Annotated in this window: 20 protein-coding genes; 15 read left to right on the top strand and 5 right to left on the bottom strand. The window is 57.5% G+C overall.

Annotated elements, in window-relative coordinates; genetic code table 11:
* Window positions 1-33: 33 nt before the first annotated feature.
* On the bottom strand, window positions 34-600 hold the full coding sequence (gene ahpC / locus I6L46_RS08790; protein ID WP_005337335.1) for an alkyl hydroperoxide reductase subunit C: 567 nt from the start codon (window positions 598-600) through the stop codon (window positions 34-36).
* A 691-nt stretch (window positions 601-1291) separates the two neighbouring features.
* Window positions 1292-1738 carry a CBS domain-containing protein gene (locus I6L46_RS08785; protein WP_139405300.1) on the bottom strand — a complete coding sequence of 149 codons (447 nt, stop codon included), beginning with the start codon at window positions 1736-1738 and terminating at the stop codon, window positions 1292-1294.
* Between the two features lie 211 nt (window positions 1739-1949).
* Between I6L46_RS08785 and queA the strand changes: the two genes are divergently transcribed.
* The 7 genes from queA (at window position 1950) to nlpI (ending at window position 8919) form a co-directional block, all read left to right on the top strand.
* Window positions 1950-3002 (top strand): tRNA preQ1(34) S-adenosylmethionine ribosyltransferase-isomerase QueA, encoded by a 1053-nt coding sequence (queA, locus tag I6L46_RS08780; RefSeq protein ID WP_005344678.1) that lies wholly within the window; start codon window positions 1950-1952, stop codon window positions 3000-3002.
* Window positions 3003-3076: 74 nt separating this feature from the next.
* The gene (gene tgt / locus I6L46_RS08775) at window positions 3077-4213 is read left to right on the top strand and encodes a tRNA guanosine(34) transglycosylase Tgt (RefSeq protein WP_069555774.1); all 1137 of its coding nucleotides are present in this window, start codon (window positions 3077-3079) and stop codon (window positions 4211-4213) included.
* 52 nt (window positions 4214-4265) lie between these two features.
* Window positions 4266-4601: a preprotein translocase subunit YajC gene (gene yajC, locus I6L46_RS08770; RefSeq protein WP_005337327.1), complete on the top strand. Its 336-nt coding sequence runs from the start codon at window positions 4266-4268 to the stop codon at window positions 4599-4601.
* An 18-nt stretch (window positions 4602-4619) separates the two neighbouring features.
* Window positions 4620-6473: a protein translocase subunit SecD gene (secD, locus tag I6L46_RS08765; protein WP_005337324.1), complete on the top strand. Its 1854-nt coding sequence runs from the start codon at window positions 4620-4622 to the stop codon at window positions 6471-6473.
* Window positions 6474-6483: 10 nt separating this feature from the next.
* A complete protein-coding gene (gene secF / locus I6L46_RS08760) occupies window positions 6484-7431 on the top strand; it encodes a protein translocase subunit SecF (protein ID WP_005337322.1) in 948 nt (315 codons plus the stop codon).
* A gap of 84 nt (window positions 7432-7515) precedes the next feature.
* Window positions 7516-7884, top strand: coding sequence for a rhodanese-like domain-containing protein (locus I6L46_RS08755; RefSeq protein ID WP_019446086.1), 369 nt, complete (start codon window positions 7516-7518; stop codon window positions 7882-7884).
* A gap of 90 nt (window positions 7885-7974) precedes the next feature.
* On the top strand, window positions 7975-8919 hold the full coding sequence (gene nlpI, locus I6L46_RS08750; protein WP_005351017.1) for a lipoprotein NlpI: 945 nt from the start codon (window positions 7975-7977) through the stop codon (window positions 8917-8919).
* Between the two features lie 65 nt (window positions 8920-8984).
* Here nlpI and I6L46_RS08745 read toward each other — a convergent pair whose 3' ends face one another.
* Together I6L46_RS08745 and I6L46_RS08740 are read right to left on the bottom strand one after the other, a co-directional pair.
* Window positions 8985-9857, bottom strand: a complete 873-nt coding sequence (locus I6L46_RS08745; protein ID WP_216977897.1) for a U32 family peptidase — start codon at window positions 9855-9857, stop codon at window positions 8985-8987.
* An 11-nt stretch (window positions 9858-9868) separates the two neighbouring features.
* The gene (locus I6L46_RS08740) at window positions 9869-10864 is read right to left on the bottom strand and encodes a peptidase U32 family protein (RefSeq protein ID WP_042080116.1); all 996 of its coding nucleotides are present in this window, start codon (window positions 10862-10864) and stop codon (window positions 9869-9871) included.
* A 189-nt stretch (window positions 10865-11053) separates the two neighbouring features.
* Here I6L46_RS08740 and I6L46_RS08735 point away from each other — a divergent pair, with 189 nt between their 5' ends.
* Window positions 11054-11587 carry an SCP2 domain-containing protein gene (locus tag I6L46_RS08735; RefSeq protein ID WP_005344837.1) on the top strand — a complete coding sequence of 178 codons (534 nt, stop codon included), beginning with the start codon at window positions 11054-11056 and terminating at the stop codon, window positions 11585-11587.
* Here the strand turns inward: I6L46_RS08735 and I6L46_RS08730 are convergent.
* Entirely contained in the window at window positions 11540-11956 is a 417-nt protein-coding gene (locus tag I6L46_RS08730) for a hypothetical protein (RefSeq protein WP_005359788.1), read from the bottom strand. The two genes, I6L46_RS08735 and I6L46_RS08730, sit on opposite strands and share 48 nt — an antisense overlap.
* A gap of 187 nt (window positions 11957-12143) precedes the next feature.
* On the opposite strand from I6L46_RS08730, the gene trmJ reads away from it, so the two are divergent.
* The 7 genes from trmJ to hscA all read left to right on the top strand — a co-directional run bounded on the left by trmJ (window position 12144) and on the right by hscA (window position 18007).
* Window positions 12144-12866 carry a tRNA (cytosine(32)/uridine(32)-2'-O)-methyltransferase TrmJ gene (trmJ, locus tag I6L46_RS08725; protein ID WP_047434362.1) on the top strand — a complete coding sequence of 241 codons (723 nt, stop codon included), beginning with the start codon at window positions 12144-12146 and terminating at the stop codon, window positions 12864-12866.
* A 92-nt stretch (window positions 12867-12958) separates the two neighbouring features.
* On the top strand, window positions 12959-13462 hold the full coding sequence (gene iscR / locus I6L46_RS08720; protein WP_026035025.1) for a Fe-S cluster assembly transcriptional regulator IscR: 504 nt from the start codon (window positions 12959-12961) through the stop codon (window positions 13460-13462).
* Between the two features lie 53 nt (window positions 13463-13515).
* A complete protein-coding gene (locus I6L46_RS08715; protein ID WP_021229687.1) occupies window positions 13516-14730 on the top strand; it encodes an IscS subfamily cysteine desulfurase in 1215 nt (404 codons plus the stop codon).
* Between the two features lie 41 nt (window positions 14731-14771).
* The gene (gene iscU / locus I6L46_RS08710; protein ID WP_005333813.1) at window positions 14772-15155 is read left to right on the top strand and encodes a Fe-S cluster assembly scaffold IscU; all 384 of its coding nucleotides are present in this window, start codon (window positions 14772-14774) and stop codon (window positions 15153-15155) included.
* Between the two features lie 15 nt (window positions 15156-15170).
* Window positions 15171-15494, top strand: a complete 324-nt coding sequence (gene iscA, locus I6L46_RS08705; RefSeq protein ID WP_005333812.1) for an iron-sulfur cluster assembly protein IscA — start codon at window positions 15171-15173, stop codon at window positions 15492-15494.
* Window positions 15495-15612: 118 nt separating this feature from the next.
* A complete protein-coding gene (gene hscB, locus I6L46_RS08700; protein WP_216977896.1) occupies window positions 15613-16131 on the top strand; it encodes a co-chaperone HscB in 519 nt (172 codons plus the stop codon).
* A gap of 28 nt (window positions 16132-16159) precedes the next feature.
* Window positions 16160-18007: a Fe-S protein assembly chaperone HscA gene (gene hscA / locus I6L46_RS08695; RefSeq protein WP_216977895.1), complete on the top strand. Its 1848-nt coding sequence runs from the start codon at window positions 16160-16162 to the stop codon at window positions 18005-18007.

Raw genomic sequence — 18007 nt, 5'->3', positions numbered from 1 at the left:
CCCTTATACGGGCCGGTCTTGGAAGCGGGAGGCTTAGATCTTGCCTACCAGGTCCAGGGACGGGGCCAGAGTGGCTTCGCCTTCTTTCCATTTGGCCGGGCACACTTCACCCGGGTGGGAAGCAACATACTGGGCCGCTTTGACTTTGCGCAGCAGTTCCAGTGCGTCACGGCCGATGCCGCCAGCATTGATCTCGACGATCTGGATGATGCCCTGCGGGTCAATTACGAAGGTACCGCGGTCAGCCAGACCAGCTTCTTCGATCATCACGCCGAAGTTGCGGGTGATGGTACCAGTCGGGTCACCAATCATCGGGTACTGGATCTTCTGAATGGTGTCAGAAGTGTCGTGCCATGCTTTGTGAGTGAAGTGGGTATCGGTAGAGACAGAGTAGATCTCGACGCCCAGTTTCTGGAATTCAGCGTAGTTGTCAGCCAGGTCGCCCAGCTCGGTCGGGCAAACGAAGGTGAAGTCAGCCGGGTAGAAGAAGACCACGGACCACTTGCCTTTCAGGTCAGCGTCAGACACCTGAACGAATTTGCCATTGTGGTAGGCGGTAGCATTGAACGGCTTGATTTCAGTGTTGATGTAGGTAGACATGTAATTGCTCCTTGGTGATGTACATATGCCGGTCTGGTGTTGAAGAGTCTTGCCAGACGAGGCGCTTAACTTTCGATGGATTCATCATAGGGGCTTCCGCTAATCGATAAAAGCCGCAATTTTGAATCGCTTAAATCTACTTATTAGATAACTCACTATGGCTGTACCTAACATGAATATCTCTGGCCTACTGAGATAACTCCTTGTCGTGGTTCAATATCTGTGCGCTACATCGCCTTTTCAAGGCATAAGAAGGGGTGTGCAGAGCCACGATGACGCGATGAGATAAACGGTGGTGCAAACAGGTGGCGCAGGAGGTTGAGGCCGCTGCTCGCAGCGATGGGGGATGTGCTGGTAAGGGGGAAGCCGAAAGCGCAGATAAAAAAATCCCGGCGCTATCGCAACGACAGGGCCGGGTCATCAAACAAGGAATGGCTATATAAACAAATGCTTTACAGCAAAGACTAACTACGGGGTGTGCAAACTTGCAGACATATGAGAGGAAGATAATGGGTGCACAATCCCTCGTCTCCCCCTCGGCAACTATTGCATGAGAGGGATGATAGTGTGATGCAGATCACAATGCAAGCATTTGGTGTAATTTTTCAATCAAAATGAAAGTATTTCATCATTTCAGCTTGTTTTGACGGCTGAAAACGCTTTTATTGTAATTTAATTACATTGCATTCTGTCAAAATTCGGTTGGGGGTTCCTGCTCTTCCATCAATTCCAGCAGGTTGATGGCCACGGCAATAAAGTCCGACTCGGTGACAATGCCGATCAGCTTGCGTCCTTTGAGTACCGGCAGGCAGCCATATCTGTGCCGCTGCAGGTAAAGTGCCGCCTCCTTGATGCCGGCGTGAGGATCTACGCTCGCCACTTGCCGTGTCATGATCTCGTCGAGTTGCACGCTGTCGGTAAATTCTGCTTCCCGCTCCGGGCTGATGAGCAGCAGCTTGGATTCCCGGGTGGCCAGGATATCGGTGAGGGTTACCAACCCCAGCAGGTGATGCTGCTCGTCGACGATGGGAATGTGGCGGATCCGCTCCTGCTGCATCAGGTCCATCGCCTGTTTGACACTGTTTGACGGACCCAGAGTGAAGGGATGTTCGGTCATGATTTCGGATAGGGTCATCATGGTGGGCCTCCTTGTGTATCTGCTTTCACCCTAGCCCAGCCCCAACTGGCAAAACATGATCAGGGTCAATACATAACATTAAAGAATCATTAACCGGAGGTGTGTCTCAATATTGCTCGCTACCCCTTGTCTCTCTTGGGTTTTTGGTCTTTTGGGTTGCCTTGGAAGATGGGGATAACTAGACTAGCCGCCGATTCCCCCGAGGTGAAAGATGCAAGTATCCGATTTTCATTTTGATCTGCCAGACGAGCTGATTGCCCGCTATCCGATGGCAGAGCGTACTGCCAGCCGCCTGTTGCAGCTCGATGGTCAGACTGGCGCCCTGCGCCACGGTCAATTTGTGGATGTGCTGGATCAGCTCAATCCGGGTGACCTGCTGGTATTCAATAACACCCGTGTCATTCCGGCGCGCATGTTTGGCCAGAAGGCCAGCGGCGGCAAGCTGGAGGTACTGGTCGAGCGCATTCTGGACGAGCACAGCGTGCTGGCCCATGTCCGTGCATCCAAGGCGCCCAAGCCCGGCACCCGGATGATCATGGATGGTGGTGTTGAAGCCGAGATGCGAGCCCGCCACGACGCCCTGTTCGAGATCCACTTCCTCGACCCGCGTCCGGTGCTGGAGATTTTGGAGGCCATCGGCCACATGCCGCTGCCCCCCTATATCGACCGTCCCGACGAGGATGCCGACAAGGAGCGCTACCAGACCGTTTACAATCAAAAGCCGGGCGCCGTCGCGGCGCCGACCGCCGGCCTGCACTTTGATGAGCCGCTACTTGAGAAAATTCGGGCCAAAGGGGTTGAAACGGCCTTCGTCACCCTGCATGTAGGGGCGGGGACCTTCCAGCCGGTGCGGGTTGAGAAGATTGAAGATCACCATATGCACTCCGAGTATGCGGAAGTGCCGCAAGAGGTGGTGGATGCCATCGCGGCCACCCGTGCCCGTGGTGGCCGGGTGATTGCGGTGGGGACCACGTCGGTCCGTTCGCTGGAGAGCGCGGCCAAGGTCACCCTGGCACAGGGCAAACCGCTGGCGCCCTTCTTTAGTGACACCGACATCTTCATCTTCCCTGGCTATCAGTTCCAGATTGTCGATGCCATGGTCACCAACTTCCATCTGCCGGAGTCGACCCTGATCATGCTGGTCAGCGCCTTTGCCGGTTATGACAACGTGATGGCGGCCTATCAGGCAGCCGTGGCCGGGCAGTACCGTTTCTTCAGCTACGGGGACGCCATGTTCGTCACCCGTCGCCAGGTTGAAGCATAAGCTTCAGCTTATTTACCGGGCCGTGAGCGGCCCTCCTATTGTCAGACTGTTTATCTGACGCAGCCGAGGTAGCAATGAAATTTGAACTGAAAACCACCGACGGCCGTGCCCGTCGCGGTCAACTGGTCTTCGAACGTGGTGTGGTACAAACGCCGGCCTTTATGCCGGTCGGGACTTACGGCACCGTCAAGGGGATGACCCCGGAAGAAGTGCGTGAAACCGGCGCCCAGATCCTGCTGGGTAACACCTTCCACCTCTGGCTGCGTCCGGGTCAGGAAGTGATGCGTGCCCACGGCGATCTGCACGATTTCATGAACTGGCAGGGACCGATCCTGACCGACTCCGGTGGTTTCCAGGTGTTCAGCCTGGGCCATATTCGCAAGATCACCGAAGCGGGCGTCCACTTCCGTCACCCCATCAATGGCGAGAAGATCTTCCTCGACCCCGAGAAGTCCATGGAGATCCAGTACGATCTGGGCTCCGACATCGTGATGATCTTCGACGAGTGCACTCCGTACCCGGCCACTTATGAAGAAGCGCGCAAGTCCATGGAGATGTCCCTGCGCTGGGGCAAGCGCTCCCGTGAAAAGTTTGATGCGCTGGGTAACAAGAACGCCCTGTTCGGCATCATTCAGGGCTCGGTCTACGAAGATCTGCGGGATGTCTCCCTCAAGGGGCTGCTGGAGATCGGTTTCGACGGTTATGCGGTCGGTGGTCTGGCCGTGGGCGAACCCAAAGAGGACATGCACCGCATCCTCGAGCACGTCTGCCCGAAAATTCCGGCTGACAAGCCGCGCTACCTGATGGGTGTCGGCAAGCCGGAAGATCTGGTGGAAGGGGTGCGCCGTGGTATTGACATGTTCGACTGCGTCATGCCGACCCGCAACGCCCGCAACGGCCACCTGTTCACCACCGATGGCGTGGTGAAGATCCGCAATGCCCAGCACCGCAACGACACCAGCACCCTGGATGCCGAATGCGATTGCTACACCTGCAAGAACTACAGCCGTAGCTACCTGCACCATCTGGACAAGTGCAACGAGATCCTCGGTGCCCGTCTGAATACGATTCATAACCTGCGTTATTACCAACGCGTGATGCAGGGTTTGCGGGACGCGATCGAGCAGGGTAAATTAGACGACTTTGTAACAGAGTTTTACCGTCGGCAAGGGAAGCCTGTGCCTCCGTTAGCTGAAAATGACGTTAAATAACAACAACATATAATTTTGTTTTTTTAAATCTACATCAATAAGAGGTTGTTAAATGAGCATTATCTCCAAGGCGTATGCAGAAGGCGCAGCACCGGGTGCACAGGGTGGTGGTATGGAAATGATCATCATGCTGGCCGTATTCGGCCTGATTTTCTACTTCATGATCTATCGTCCCCAGGCCAAACGTGCCAAGGATCACCGCAATCTGATGAGCTCCTTGTCCAAGGGTGATGAAGTGCTCACTTCCGGTGGCCTGGTTGGCAAAATTGCCAAAGTGGCTGCAGACAGCGATTACCTGGTGATCGCCCTGAACGACCAGACTCAAGTCACCATCAAAAAGGACTTCGTCTCTGCCGTTCTGCCCAAGGGTTCTATCCAGTCCCTTTAATCTCCCAAGGAGCACAGCGTGTTGAATCGCTATCCGCTGTGGAAATACCTGATGGTGATCCTGGTGATCGCCATCGGTTTTCTATATGCAGCCCCCAATCTTTACGGCGAAGATCCGGCTTTGCAGGTTTCTGCCAGCCGTGGTGCCGAAGTCAAGCTAGATACTCTTGATCTGGTGAAAGAGACCCTTGAAGCGGCCAAGATCCCGGTCAAACATGCTGCATTCGAGCACGGTTTTATCCTGATCCGTTTCAAGAACACCGAAGACCAGCTGAAGGCGCGCGATATCGTTGCCAACAAGCTGGGCGACAACTTCATTACCGCACTCAACCTGGCACCTTCCACTCCCGCCTGGCTCGAAGCCATCGGTGCGGCGCCTCTGAAGCTGGGTCTTGATCTGCGCGGTGGTGTGCACTTCCTGATGGAAGTGGACATGGCCGAAGCACTGACCAAGCAGCAAGAGCAGATGGTGCAGGATTTCCGCTCCGAGCTGCGCACCCAGAAGATCCGTTACTCCGGCGTACGCCGGGTCGGAGATCAGGTGCAGGTGATCTTCCGTGACGAAGCCGATCAGGAACGCGCCGTTTCTCATCTGCGTCGTCAGAACCCTGATTTGACTTTCACTACCGAGCAGAAAGGGGATGAGTTCATCCTGCTGGCTGGTCTGAGCGAAGCCAAGATCAAGGAAGTGAAGAAGTACGCCCTCGAGCAGAACATCACCATCATCCGTAACCGGGTCAACGAACTGGGCGTGGCCGAGCCTCTGGTACAACAGCAAGGCGCCGAGCGCATTGTCGTTGAACTGCCCGGTATTCAGGATACCGCCCGCGCCAAGGAGATCCTGGGTGCAACCGCGACCCTGGAATTCCACATGGTCGATGAGACTGCCGACATCCAGGCTGCGGCCGATGGCCGTGTCCCGCCCAGCTCCAAGGTCTACAACGATCGAAACGGTCGTCCCGTGGTGCTGCAAAAGCGGGTGATCCTGACCGGTGACCACATCGTGGGTGCCCAGTCCGGTTTCGACGAGTACAGCCGTCCCCAGGTCAACATCAAGCTGGATGGCCAGGGTGGCAACAAGATGGCCAACTTTACCAAGGATAACGTCGGTAAAGGGATGGCGACCGTCTTCATCGAGTACAAGCCGGTCGGTCAACCGGGTCCGGATGGCAAGCGCAAGTTCCGCAAGCAGGAGGAGGTGATCAACGTCGCCACCATCCAGTCGCGTCTTGGCAGCCAGTTCCGTATCACAGGGATCGACAACGCCAACGAAGCCCACAACCTGGCGCTGCTGCTGCGTGCCGGTGCCCTGATCGCCCCGATCCAGATCGTGGAAGAACGCACCATTGGCCCGAGCCTGGGTCAACAGAACATCGACAGCGGTATGGAAGCCATCGGCTGGGCCATGCTGGTGATCGTGCTGTTCATGGGGATCTACTACCGCGCGTTCGGCTGGGTCGCCAACCTGGCGCTCTGTATGAACCTGGTGTTGATTGTCGGCATCATGTCGATGATCCCGGGGGCCACCATGACCCTGCCGGGTATCGCCGGTATCGTCCTGACGCTGGGTATGGCGGTGGATGCCAACGTGCTGATCTACGAGCGTATTCGTGAAGAGATCCGCAACGGTCGTGGTGTTCAGCAAGCCATCCATCTGGGCTTTGATCGGGCATTCTCCACCATCGCCGACTCCAACGTGACCTCGCTGATCACCTGCGTGATCCTGTTCGGTATCGGTACTGGCGCCATCAAGGGCTTTGCCCTGACGCTGGGCATTGGTCTGACCGCCTCCATGTTTACTGCCATCACAGTTTCCCGTGCCATTATCAACCTGGCTTGGGGTGGACGGCGTATCGACAAGCTGCCCATCTGAGGATAGAGAGATGTTTCAGATTCTACATTTTGAAAAACCGATCCCGTTTATGCGCTATGCCAAGCCGGGTGTGGTTTTCTCTTCCGTGCTGATGGTGGTAGCCCTGTTCTTCCTGTTTGATCGGGGGCTGAACTGGGGTCTGGACTTTACCGGTGGTACCACTATCGAGGTGGGGTTCCAGCAGTCGGTGAGCCTGGACAAGATCCATGACGCTCTGGAAGAGCAGAAGATTGAAGGGGCAACCCTGCAACACTTTGGCTCCAGCCGTGACGTGCTGTTCCGCCTGACCCCGAAAGAGGGGGTCAAGGTAGAACAACAGGGTAACGAAGTGCTGGCGGCGGCCAAGCAGCTCGACGAGGGCGCAGTGCTCAAACGCGTCGAGTTCGTCGGCCCTTCCGTGGGTGATGAACTGGCGACAGACGGTGCGCTGGCCATGCTGGCCTCCATCCTCTGTATCCTGGCCTACGTGGCAGTGCGTTTCGAATGGCGTCTGGCGCTGGGGGGCATTCTCTCCCTGGTGCACGACGTGGTGATCACGCTGGGTGTCTTTGCCTACTTCCAGTACGAGTTCGACCTGACCGTACTGGCGGCACTGATGACCCTGGTGGGTTACTCCCTGAACGATACTATCGTGGTGTTCGACCGCTTGCGGGAGAACTTCCGCAAGGTGCGTAAAGGGGATACCGAGTACATTCTGGATCTCTCCATGACCGAGACCCTGAGTCGTACCATCATCACCTCCGGCCTTACCTTTATCGTGGTGCTGGCGCTGCTGCTCAAGGGCGGTGCGCTGATCCACGGTTTTGCCGTGGCCATGGTGATCGGTGTGGCGTTCGGTACCTACTCTTCCATCTATGTGGCGAGTGCGTTTGCCATGTTCCTCGGCGTCAAGCGCGAGCACATGCTGCCCACCCAGGTAGAGAAAGAGGGTGCGGACCAACAGGAAATCCTGCCGTAACAGTGAAGAGCGCCTCATGGCGCTCTTTTCTTATCTCTGCGTGTCGTTTGCTGACGCACATGATTTAAACAACAGGAGTTTGTCATGCATCACAATCCCCGTTTTTTGGCGCTTGTTGACGGGATCCGCTCCCGCATCACCGAAACCGATGTTCACCAGATCAAGCGCTGGCAGGACGAAGGGCGCACGTTTCACCTAATCGACGTGCGGGAAGAGAGCGAGTGGGCCAAAGGCCATCTGCCCGGTGCCCGATATCTGGGTCGTGGCGTGATTGAGCGGGATATCGAGACCCAGTTCCCGGATCTCGAGACCGAGCTCTACCTCTATTGTGGTGGTGGTTTTCGCTCAATTCTGGCGGCGGACAACCTGCAACAGATGGGTTATCGCAAGGTGATCAGCGTCGACGGCGGGTTTCGCGGTTGGTGCGATGCCGGATACCCTGTCGAATCCTGATTTATTTGAGGTAGAGGGGCACAGCTACATGACAAAGCGGCAGTTGACCTTTACCATATGCGGGGTCAAGCGTAAGCGTCGGAGTGTTCATTGAACGTCAGGAAAGGGATTGGATACCTCCTCGGTATCCTGTTGTTGCTTCCCATGTGGGGTTGCAGCAGTAGCAGTCAGGTTAACACCCCCAAGGTTCCCAAGCCGCAGCCTGCTTCACTGGTGTTGGCGACCCCCCTGCAGGTCTCCTACCAGAGTGAGCTGGCGCTCGCCCGACTCGGGCAGATGCTCAGTGAAATGGAACTGACCACCGAGCAACGGGCAGAGTTGTTCTATGAGCGTGCCGTGGTGTTTGATCGGGTTGGTCTGCGTTCCCTCGCGCGGCTCGATTTCAACCGTGCCCTGCGGGAGAAACCGGATTTCGCCGAAGCCTACAACTTCATCGGCGTCTATCTGGTACAGCAGCAGAATTACGACGAAGCCTATGATGCGTTCGATTCTGCCCTCGAACTGGCGCCGGACTATGACTATGCCTATCTCAACCGTGGCATCGCCCTCTATTACGGCAACCGTCCCGAACTGGCCGCGGCCGATATGAAGCGTTTCTACGAGGCGCAGCCGGAAGACCCCTATCGGGTGATCTGGCTCTATCTGGCCGAGCAGAAACTCGACCCGTCGGCCGCCATGAGCCGGATGCGCGAGCGTCTCAACAAGTACGATGACGATGCCTGGAACTGGGATCTGGTTCGCCTCTATACCGGCGAGATCAACGCTTCCCAGCTGATGGGCAACGTGGTGAAAGGGGTGAAGGATAACCGGGAGCTCGCCGAGCGCCTGTGTGAAACCTACTTCTATCTGGGCAAGTTCGAGCTGGGCAAAGGCAACCGCAAGGAAGCCATCAGCTACTTCAAGCTGGCCTTATCCAACAACGTCTATGACTTCATCGAGCACCGCTATGCGCTGCTGGAACTGGAGTTGATGGCGCGCAAGCCCTTGCCGCCAGGTGCCCAGAGCGCTCGTAACAAGGGTGATCAGCCCTCCTGAACCACTGCCAGATAGTGGTAAAAAAGGCCTCGCGATGAGGCCTTTTTGTTGGGCGAATGGCGGGTTTACTCCACCAGGCACATGCCGGGGATCTGGCGCCAGTAGCCGTTACAGTCGCTTCCTTGCTGCAAGGGGAGGGGAGCCTGGCCCTGCCGGTTGGCTTTGAAGCGGGCCAGCATCTCCAGCGTCTCCATCCCTTGCGGTGAAAGTCTGACCACATCCACCAGACCTTCCATACCAGCCAGCTCGTTACCCAGGTTGTAGCAGTAACCGGACTGGGTCTGGATCCCGTTGAGATTGAACACCCGCTGCCCCTCGCGGCTGTTGGCCAGTCGTCCGGTGGGGTAGTTGATGCAGGCGAGCTCGCAGTTGTCCTTGGGCTTGTCGAGGGATCGGGCGGTGAAGCAGCGCGCCGAGTAGGCGAGCGGCAGATGACCGTAGGCAAACACCTCCACCTCAAATTGGTCGCGCAGGGGGCCCAGATCCTGATTGAGCTGGATCAGCCAGTCACGGGAGAGCTCCACCGGCATGACCCAGCGTTTCATCCCCTGTTTGAGCAGCATGCGCAGTACATCGGCGTTATAGGCGTTGATGGCGGGGCCACAGACGAAGGGGATCCCTGCCTCCCAGGCGAGTTGCACCGTACCGAGATCGTTGGCTTCGACCATTAGATCGCCATTGTCGACCAGCCGCTTCACCTCCTTGAGCTCGGAAGGCGCGGAGATAAGGGCGAGGGTCGAGAGCACGACCTGCTTGCCGGAGCTGGCCACCTGACGGGCCAGCGCAATCCAGTCATCGACTTTGAGTTCGCGCCGCTTGCTGCAGACGGTCTCACCCAGATAGATGATGTCGGCCTGACTGTCGGCAGCGGCATGATAAAAGGCTTCGGTATCGGCTTTGGGCCAGTAGAAGAGCAGAGGCCCGAGAGAAAATTGCATGGGTGGACTCCTTATTGCCACTGACGATGGTAGGCGCCGAGGGTAGTCTGGCTACCTTCGGAGACGCGTGCGAGCTGGGCATCCCACTCAGCTTTGACCTGATAGGCCTCGGGATTGGCCTGATAGGCATCGATGGCTGCACGCCATACCCGGGTCACCTGCTCCACATAGGCGGGGCTGCGCTGGCGCCCTTCAATCTTGACCGACTGGATCCCGGTCTTGAACAGCTCGGGCAGGAGACCCAGGGTATTGAGACTGGTGGGCTCTTCCAGCGCGTGGTAGGTCTGCCCATCCACGTCGAAACGCCCCTTGCACAGGGTTGGGTAACCGGCATTTTCGCCCGGGCCATAGCGGTCGATCAGCACCTCGTTGAGCCGCGACTCGAGACCATTCGGGGTCTCTTCCCAACGGACGAACTTGGCCGGTGAGCAGGCGCCGACGGTGTTGGGACTCTCGCCAGTCATGTAGGAGGAGAGATAGCAGCGCCCCTCGGCCATGATGCAGAGGCTGCCAAAAGCGAATACCTCAAGGCCAACATCGGTCTCGCGGGCCAGCTGCTTGACCTGATGCATGGAGAGCACCCGGGGCAGCACCACCCGTGTGACATTGAATTGCTGCTGATAGAAGCGTATGGCGGCGGCATTGGTGGCGCTGGCCTGCACCGAGACATGGAGTTCCATCTCGGGGTAGTGGCGGCTGGCATATTCCAGCACGGCGAGATCGGCGATGATTAACGCATCGGCGCCGAGGGCCACCCCGCGATCAACCGCCTGTTTCCATCGAGTATCGGCCCCGGGATGGGCAAAGGTATTGATGGCAATATGCAGCTTGCGACCATGTTGATGCACATAATCCACCGCCTTCTCCAGTTTGCTGTCGGTAAAGTTGAGACCGGCAAAGTGGCGGGCATTGGTGTCATCCTTGAAACCGATATAAACGGCATCGGCCCCGTTATCCACGGCGGTTTTCAGTGCCGGCAAACTGCCTGCCGGACAGAGTAATTCCATTGGTACGCTCCGAGAGTGCATATGAAGGGCAAACGAGCCCTGATTGTATGCAGCCATGCACTCTCGCTTTTTGACCTGAGGCAGCTTTGTGTGGCTTTACCCTTCTTGAGGTAACCCTGCACAATTTTGATTTCCAACAGGATCTTGCCACTCGCCCTGTGTTTGAATGCGCAAAAAAGGGAGTCTATTGTGTTTCAACAACTGCAACGTCGCCTGGTCGAACAGGCTCCGCGCTTCTTGCGCCATCCCCTCAAGCTGGTTCCCTTCAATCTGCAAAAGCAGCTGATGGAGAGTTTGCTGGCCCGGGTTTTCAAAGAGGCTATCGAAGATGGCGATTTCGAGTTTCTGGCAGACAAGTGGCTGAAAGTCGAAGTCTCTGATCTGGAGCTGTGCTGGTTTATCAGTGAGCAGAATGGCCAGCTGGTGGTGGCTCGCGAGTGTGACAAGGCCGATGTCTGCTTCAGCGGTACCGCCAACGACCTGATCCTGATTGCCGGTCGCAAAGAGGATCCGGATTCGCTCTTTTTCCAGCGCAAGCTGAAGATAGAAGGGGATACCGAACTGGGCCTTGAGGTGAAAAACTTGATGGACAGTCTGGATCTCGATGGCTTGCCGAGCCTGATGAAGTATCCCCTGATGGATCTGGCGACGTTTATCGAACGCGCCCGCACCGAGTCAGCGCAGGCTCCGGTGCAGACGGCGCCGGGCGGGATCCCGTCTTAAGTGGACAATCACCCCATGGGCATGGCGACGATAATGGTGCCGTGCCCAGAGGCAACGACAGGCCCACAGACAGGGCACCAAGGCGATGAGTGCCGCAGGGGCGGGCAGCTGTGACATGGCCAGCCCCGCAGCCAGCCAGATGAAGGGCTGCGCTTCATACAGCCACTCCGGCTGCAGCCAGCGTTTGCTCGGAAAGATAATCAGGTCGGTACGCCGGTAGCTGGAGCGCATCATCCAGGTCACCGCTCCGGCGATAAACAGCAAGGCGCCTGCAAACCAGAGCAGGGGCTGATCACTCAACGTAATAATGGCAATGGCTGCCAGCAGGTAGAGGCTGGGCAATCTCTCATAGATAAAGGGAGGAAGCATGGCGTTGTGTCTCCTGTGCCGTTTATCGGATATCCATCAAGTTTACTCCCCCCCTCTCACTTCCCTCATGCTGGTTTGTTATACAAACGGGTGGTTTTGTTCTGAAATGGCTCGGCTTTTACGGTGCCAACATCGTGTTCTCTTATGTTACAATTGCGCGCCATTTTTGACTGAAGATTGACTGGGCATGTTGGATCAGATTCGTATCGTTTTGGTAAACACCTCTCATACCGGCAACATGGGGTCTGCGGCACGCGCCATGAAGACCATGGGGTTGACCCAGCTGGTATTGGTTGATCCGCAAGCCTTGCCGGATGACAATGCCTTCGCCCTGGCGGCTGGTGCCAGCGATGTGCTTGCCAATGCCCGTATCGTCCCGACACTGGACGACGCGATCGCCGATTGTGGTTTGGTGATTGGCACCAGCGCCCGCTCGCGAACCCTGAGCTGGCCCATGCTCGATCCCCGTGAGGCCGGCGAAAAGTCGGTAGTCGAGGGGATGCAGCACCCGGTCGCGCTGGTGTTTGGCCGTGAACGCACTGGTCTCACCAACGACGAATTGCAAAAGTGCCACTACCACGTGGCCATTCCGGCCAATCCCGATTACAGCTCCCTCAATCTGGCCATGGCGGTGCAGACTCTCTGCTACGAAGTGCGGATGCGCTGGCTGCAGGGGCAGGCCGCCGAGCCTGAAGACGAGATGGTCTATCCTAGTGCCGCCCAGCTGGAAGGGTTCTATCAGCACCTGGAACAAACCCTGATGAAGACCGGTTTTATTGCCGATGACCATCCGGGTCATGTGATGAGCAAGCTGCGTCGCCTGTTCAATCGGGCTCGGCCGGAAGCGGCGGAGCTCAACATTCTGCGCGGTATTCTGACCTCGGTGCAGAAAGCGCGCGTACCGGATTAATCCGACTGATTTACTCAACCATATACTTGACTGATTTGGTCGGGTATGTGACCATGTGCCCCATTAAATTGCTTCGCAAGACGGTAAGGCACATGAGACTGACTTCAAAAGGACGTTACGCTGTAACCGCCATGCTCGACGTGGCGCTGCATGCAGAGCAGGGGCCCGTCCCCCTTGCCGATATTTCCGAGCGCCAGGGCATCTCGTTGTCCTATCTCGAGCAGCTCTTTGCCCGCCTGCGCAAACATGGTCTGGTGAGCAGCGTGCGTGGCCCGGGCGGTGGTTATCGCCTCGGGTTGGCCCCAGGCGAGATTTCGGTTGGTCAGGTGATCACCGCGGTCGATGAGTCGGTCGATGCAACCAAGTGCCTCGGCAAGGGCGGTTGCCACGGCGGTACCCAGTGCCTGACTCACTCCCTGTGGCGCGACCTGAGTGAGCGGATCTCCAGCTTCCTCGGGGATATTACCTTGGCCGAGCTGGTACGCCAGGCCGATGTGCGTCGCATTGCCGGCAAGCAAGATGAACAAATGAAGACCGTGTTGTCCCTGGTTGATCGGGCAGAACACGGCGATGTGAGCTTGAAAGTCCAACTATAAACGTGCTTTCCACAGCGGGACTCTGTATGACCCGGACTGTGACGGAGAAAAACATGAAACTGCCTATTTACCTTGATTATTCGGCAACCTGTCCGGTGGACCCGCGTGTCGCAGAAAAAATGATGCAGTGTCTCACCATGGATGGCCTGTTCGGCAATCCGGCTTCCCGTTCTCACCGCTTTGGCTGGCAAGCCGAAGAGGCGGTGGATCTGGCCCGTAATCAAGTGGCAGATCTGATCGGTGCCGATCCCCGCGAGATCGTCTTCACTTCCGGTGCGACCGAATCCAATAACCTGGCCATCAAGGGTGTTGCCCACTTCTATGCCAGCAAGGGCAAGCACATCATCACCTCCAAGACCGAACACAAGGCGGTGCTCGATACCTGTCGCCAGCTGGAGCGTGAAGGGTTCGAGGTGACCTATCTTGAGCCGATGCCCAACGGCCTGTTCACTATCGAGATGATCGAGAATGCCATGCGTGATGACACCATCCTGGTGAGCATCATGCATGTGAACAACGAAATCGGCGTGGTTCAGAACATTGCCGCCATCGGCGAGTTGTGCCGTTCCCGCAAGATCCTGCTGCACGTGGATGCCGTTCAGAGTGTGGGCAAGATCCCGGTAGATGTGGAAGCACTGAAAGTGGACCTGCTCTCCGTCTCCGCGCACAAGGTGTATGGTCCGAAAGGGATCGGTGCACTGTTTGTTCGCCGCAAACCCCGCGTTCGTCTGGAAGCCCAGATGCACGGTGGCGGCCACGAGCGCGGCATGCGTTCCGGTACTCTGCCGACCCACCAGATCGTCGGTATGGGCGAAGCTTTCCGCATCGCCAAAGAAGAGATGGTGAGTGAAGGCGAGCGCATCTTGGCTCTGCGCCAGCGTCTGTGGAATGGCATCAAGGATATTGAAGCCGTCTACATCAATGGCGATCTGGATCAGCGTGTTCCTGGTAACCTCAACGTCAGCTTTGCCTATGTGGAAGGGGAATCCCTCATCATGGCGCTGAAAGATTTGGCGGTCTCTTCCGGTTCGGCCTGTACCTCCGCCAGCCTGGAACCTTCCTATGTGCTGCGCGCACTGGGTCTGAACGACGAGCTGGCACACAGCTCCATCCGTTTCAGCATGGGTCGCTTCACCACCGAGGAAGAGATTGACTACGCGGTCAAGCTTATTCGTGACTCCATCGGTCGTCTGCGCGAGATGTCCCCTCTGTGGGAGATGTACAAAGACGGCGTCGATCTGAACACGGTCGAATGGGCTCATCACTGATCTATCTGGTCAGTGAGCAACAGAATTAGCAGGAGTGAGATATGGCTTACAGTGAAAAAGTAATCGACCACTACGAGAATCCTCGCAACGTCGGTGGTTTCGACAAGAATGATCCCAGCGTTGCAACCGGCATGGTCGGTGCGCCCGCCTGTGGCGACGTGATGAAGCTGCAATTGAAGATCAGCGACGAAGGCATCATCGAAGATGCCAAGTTCAAGACCTACGGCTGCGGTTCCGCCATCGCCTCCAGCTCCCTGGTGACCGAATGGGTCAAGGGCAAGACCCTGGACGAAGCGGCTGGCATCAAGAACACCGATATCGCCGAAGAGTTGGCCCTGCCACCGGTGAAGATCCACTGCTCCATTCTGGCCGAGGACGCCATCAAGGCCGCCATCGCCGATTACAAGCAGAAGAAAGGTCTCTAAGCGCCGGAGAGCAGTATGGCTATTACCATGACAGATGCCGCCGCGGCACGGGTTTCCTCTTTTCTGGCTAACCGGGGCAAGGGCATTGGCCTGCGCCTCGGCGTCAAAACCACCGGCTGCTCCGGTCTGGCCTACGTGCTTGAGTTCGTTGATGAACTGACCGATGAGGATCAGGTGTTCGAGCAGCAGGGCGTCAAGATTATTGTCGATGCCAAGAGCCTGATCCATCTGGATGGCACCGAGCTGGATTTCGTCAAGGAGGGCCTCAACGAGGGCTTCCAGTTCAACAATCCCAACGCCAAAGGCGAGTGTGGTTGCGGCGAAAGCTTCAGTGTCTGAGATGTTTGACGTCAATGATCCTTCGTCTGTGGTTGAGCGGGTCGCCCATGACCCGTTCAACCATATCTCATTTGCCAGGGGCGAGTGAGGTTGTGGCGAACGTTTCCAAGAGGTTTGCATGAATCATTTCGAGCTGTTTGGGCTGGTTGAAGGCTTCGAGCTCGATACCCGTCAGTTGGCTGATACCTACCGCCAGCTGCAAACCCAATTCCATCCTGATCGTTTTGCCACAGCCCCCGAACGGGAGCAGCTGGCTGCCGTGCAACGTGCCGCCCAGATCAACGAAGCATTCACCACCCTCAAGGCGCCGCTGCGCCGTGCCGAATATCTGCTCTCCCTGCGTGGCACCGATATCCGTGGTGAACAGCAGACTCTGCAAGATACCGCGTTTCTGATGCAGCAGCTGGAGTGGCGCGAACGTCTGGCCGATCTGAAAGATGACGCCGACCCTGAGCGCGCCATCAAGGATTTTCGCAGCGAGATCAGGCATGATCACCAGATGTTGATGCAGCAGCTGACCGAGTCTCTTGCCGCCGGCAGAGATCTCGTTGCCGCTGATTGCGTTCGCAAACTCAAGTTTGTCGACAAGCTCCTCGAAGAGCTGGAACGATTCGATGACTCGCTTCTCGAGTCTTGATCCTTTAACGCTGGAAGTTTCATTACCCATGGCATTACTGCAAATCGCCGAACCCGGCCAGAGCGCTGTTCCTCATCAGCACAAACGTGCCGTCGGCATCGATCTCGGCACCACCAACTCTCTCGTCGCTGCGGTTCGCAGTGGTCACGCCGATACCCTTTGCGATGAGCAAGGGCGCGACCTGCTTCCCTCAGTGGTGCACTATCAAAGCGACGCCATTCGAGTGGGGATTGATGCCAAGCGCGAAGCGGCGCTCGATCCTCACAACACCATCGTCTCGGTCAAACGGATGATGGGCAAGGCGCTGGCCGATATCGATACCCGCCAGCAGCCTTACCAGTTTGTTGCCGCCGACAATGGCATGCCGCAACTGCAAACCCGTCAGGGGCTGGTCAATCCGGTGCAGGTATCGGCCGAAATTCTCAAAAAGCTGGCCGAGCGTGGCGCCCAGACCCTGGGTGGCGATCTCGATGGCGTGGTCATTACCGTGCCCGCCTATTTCGATGATGCCCAGCGTCAGGGCACCAAGGATGCGGCCCGTCTGGCCGGTCTGCACGTGCTGCGTCTGCTCAACGAGCCGACCGCGGCCGCGATTGCCTATGGCCTTGACTCCGGTCAGGAAGGGGTGATCGCGGTTTACGATCTGGGGGGCGGTACCTTTGATATCTCCATCCTGCGTCTGCACCGCGGTGTGTTTGAAGTGATGGCGACCGGCGGCGATTCGGCCCTCGGCGGTGATGACTTCGATCACCTGCTGGCGGACTGGATCAAGGAGCAGGCGGGCCTCTCCGGCAAGCTGGATGCCCATCTGCAGCGCGAGCTGCTGGATGTGGCCGCTGCCGTCAAACACGGCCTGACCGATGCCGAGCAGGTGGCGTGCACCTTTGCTGGCTGGCAGGGTTCAGTGAGCCGTAGCCAGTTTGATGAACTCATCACCCCGCTGGTGAAACGGACCTTGCTGGCTTGTCGCCGCGCCCTGCGCGATGCCGGTCTCGAGCAGGTGGAAGTGCTGGAAGTGGTGATGGTCGGTGGTTCCACCCGGGTGCCGCTGGTGCGCGAACTGGTGGGCGAGTTCTTCCAGCGTACGCCGCTGACCAGCATCGATCCGGACAAGGTAGTCGCCATCGGTGCCGCCATCCAGGCCGATATCCTGGTGGGCAACAAGCCCGATGCCGAGATGCTGCTTCTGGACGTTATCCCCCTGTCGCTGGGTCTGGAGACCATGGGTGGCCTCGCCGAGAAGGTGATCCCGCGCAACACCACTATTCCGGTGGCCCGTGCCCAGGAGTTCACCACCTTCAAGGATGGTCAGACCGCCATGGCTATCCACGTGGTACAGGGTGAACGCGAACTGGTCGCCGATTGCCGCTCCCTGGCCCGCTTTACCCTGACCGGTATTCCGCCGATGGCCGCCGGTGCCGCCCATATTCGCGTCACCTTCCAGGTGGATGCGGATGGTCTGCTCTCGGTCAGCGCCATGGAGAAATCCTCCGGCGTGCAGGCCGAGATCCAGGTCAAGCCCTCTTACGGGCTGGCGGAGCAGGATATCCTCAACATGCTGAGCGCCTCCATCGAGAACGCCCAGCAGGATATGGATGCCCGCATGCTGGCCGAGCAGCAGGTTGAAGCCGACCGGGTGGTCGAGAGTCTCAATGCGGCGCTGGCCGCCGATGGCGATGCCCTGCTCAATGCTGCCGAGCGTGCCGAGATTGATGCCGCCATCGCCCATCTGCTGACCATGCGCAACAGCGGTGCAACCCATCAAATCAAAGAAGCCATTGAGGCAGCCGATGCTGTCAGTGGCGAGTTTGCAGCCCGCCGGATGGACGCCTCCATCCGCAAGGTGCTGACCGGACAAAACGTCAACAAGGTGTAA

The organism is Aeromonas sp. FDAARGOS 1416, from assembly GCF_019048085.1.
GTDB classification, from domain to species: domain Bacteria; phylum Pseudomonadota; class Gammaproteobacteria; order Enterobacterales; family Aeromonadaceae; genus Aeromonas; species Aeromonas veronii.
The sequence above is the reverse complement of the archived record's forward strand: the minus strand, read 5'-3'. Positions and strand labels throughout refer to the sequence as shown.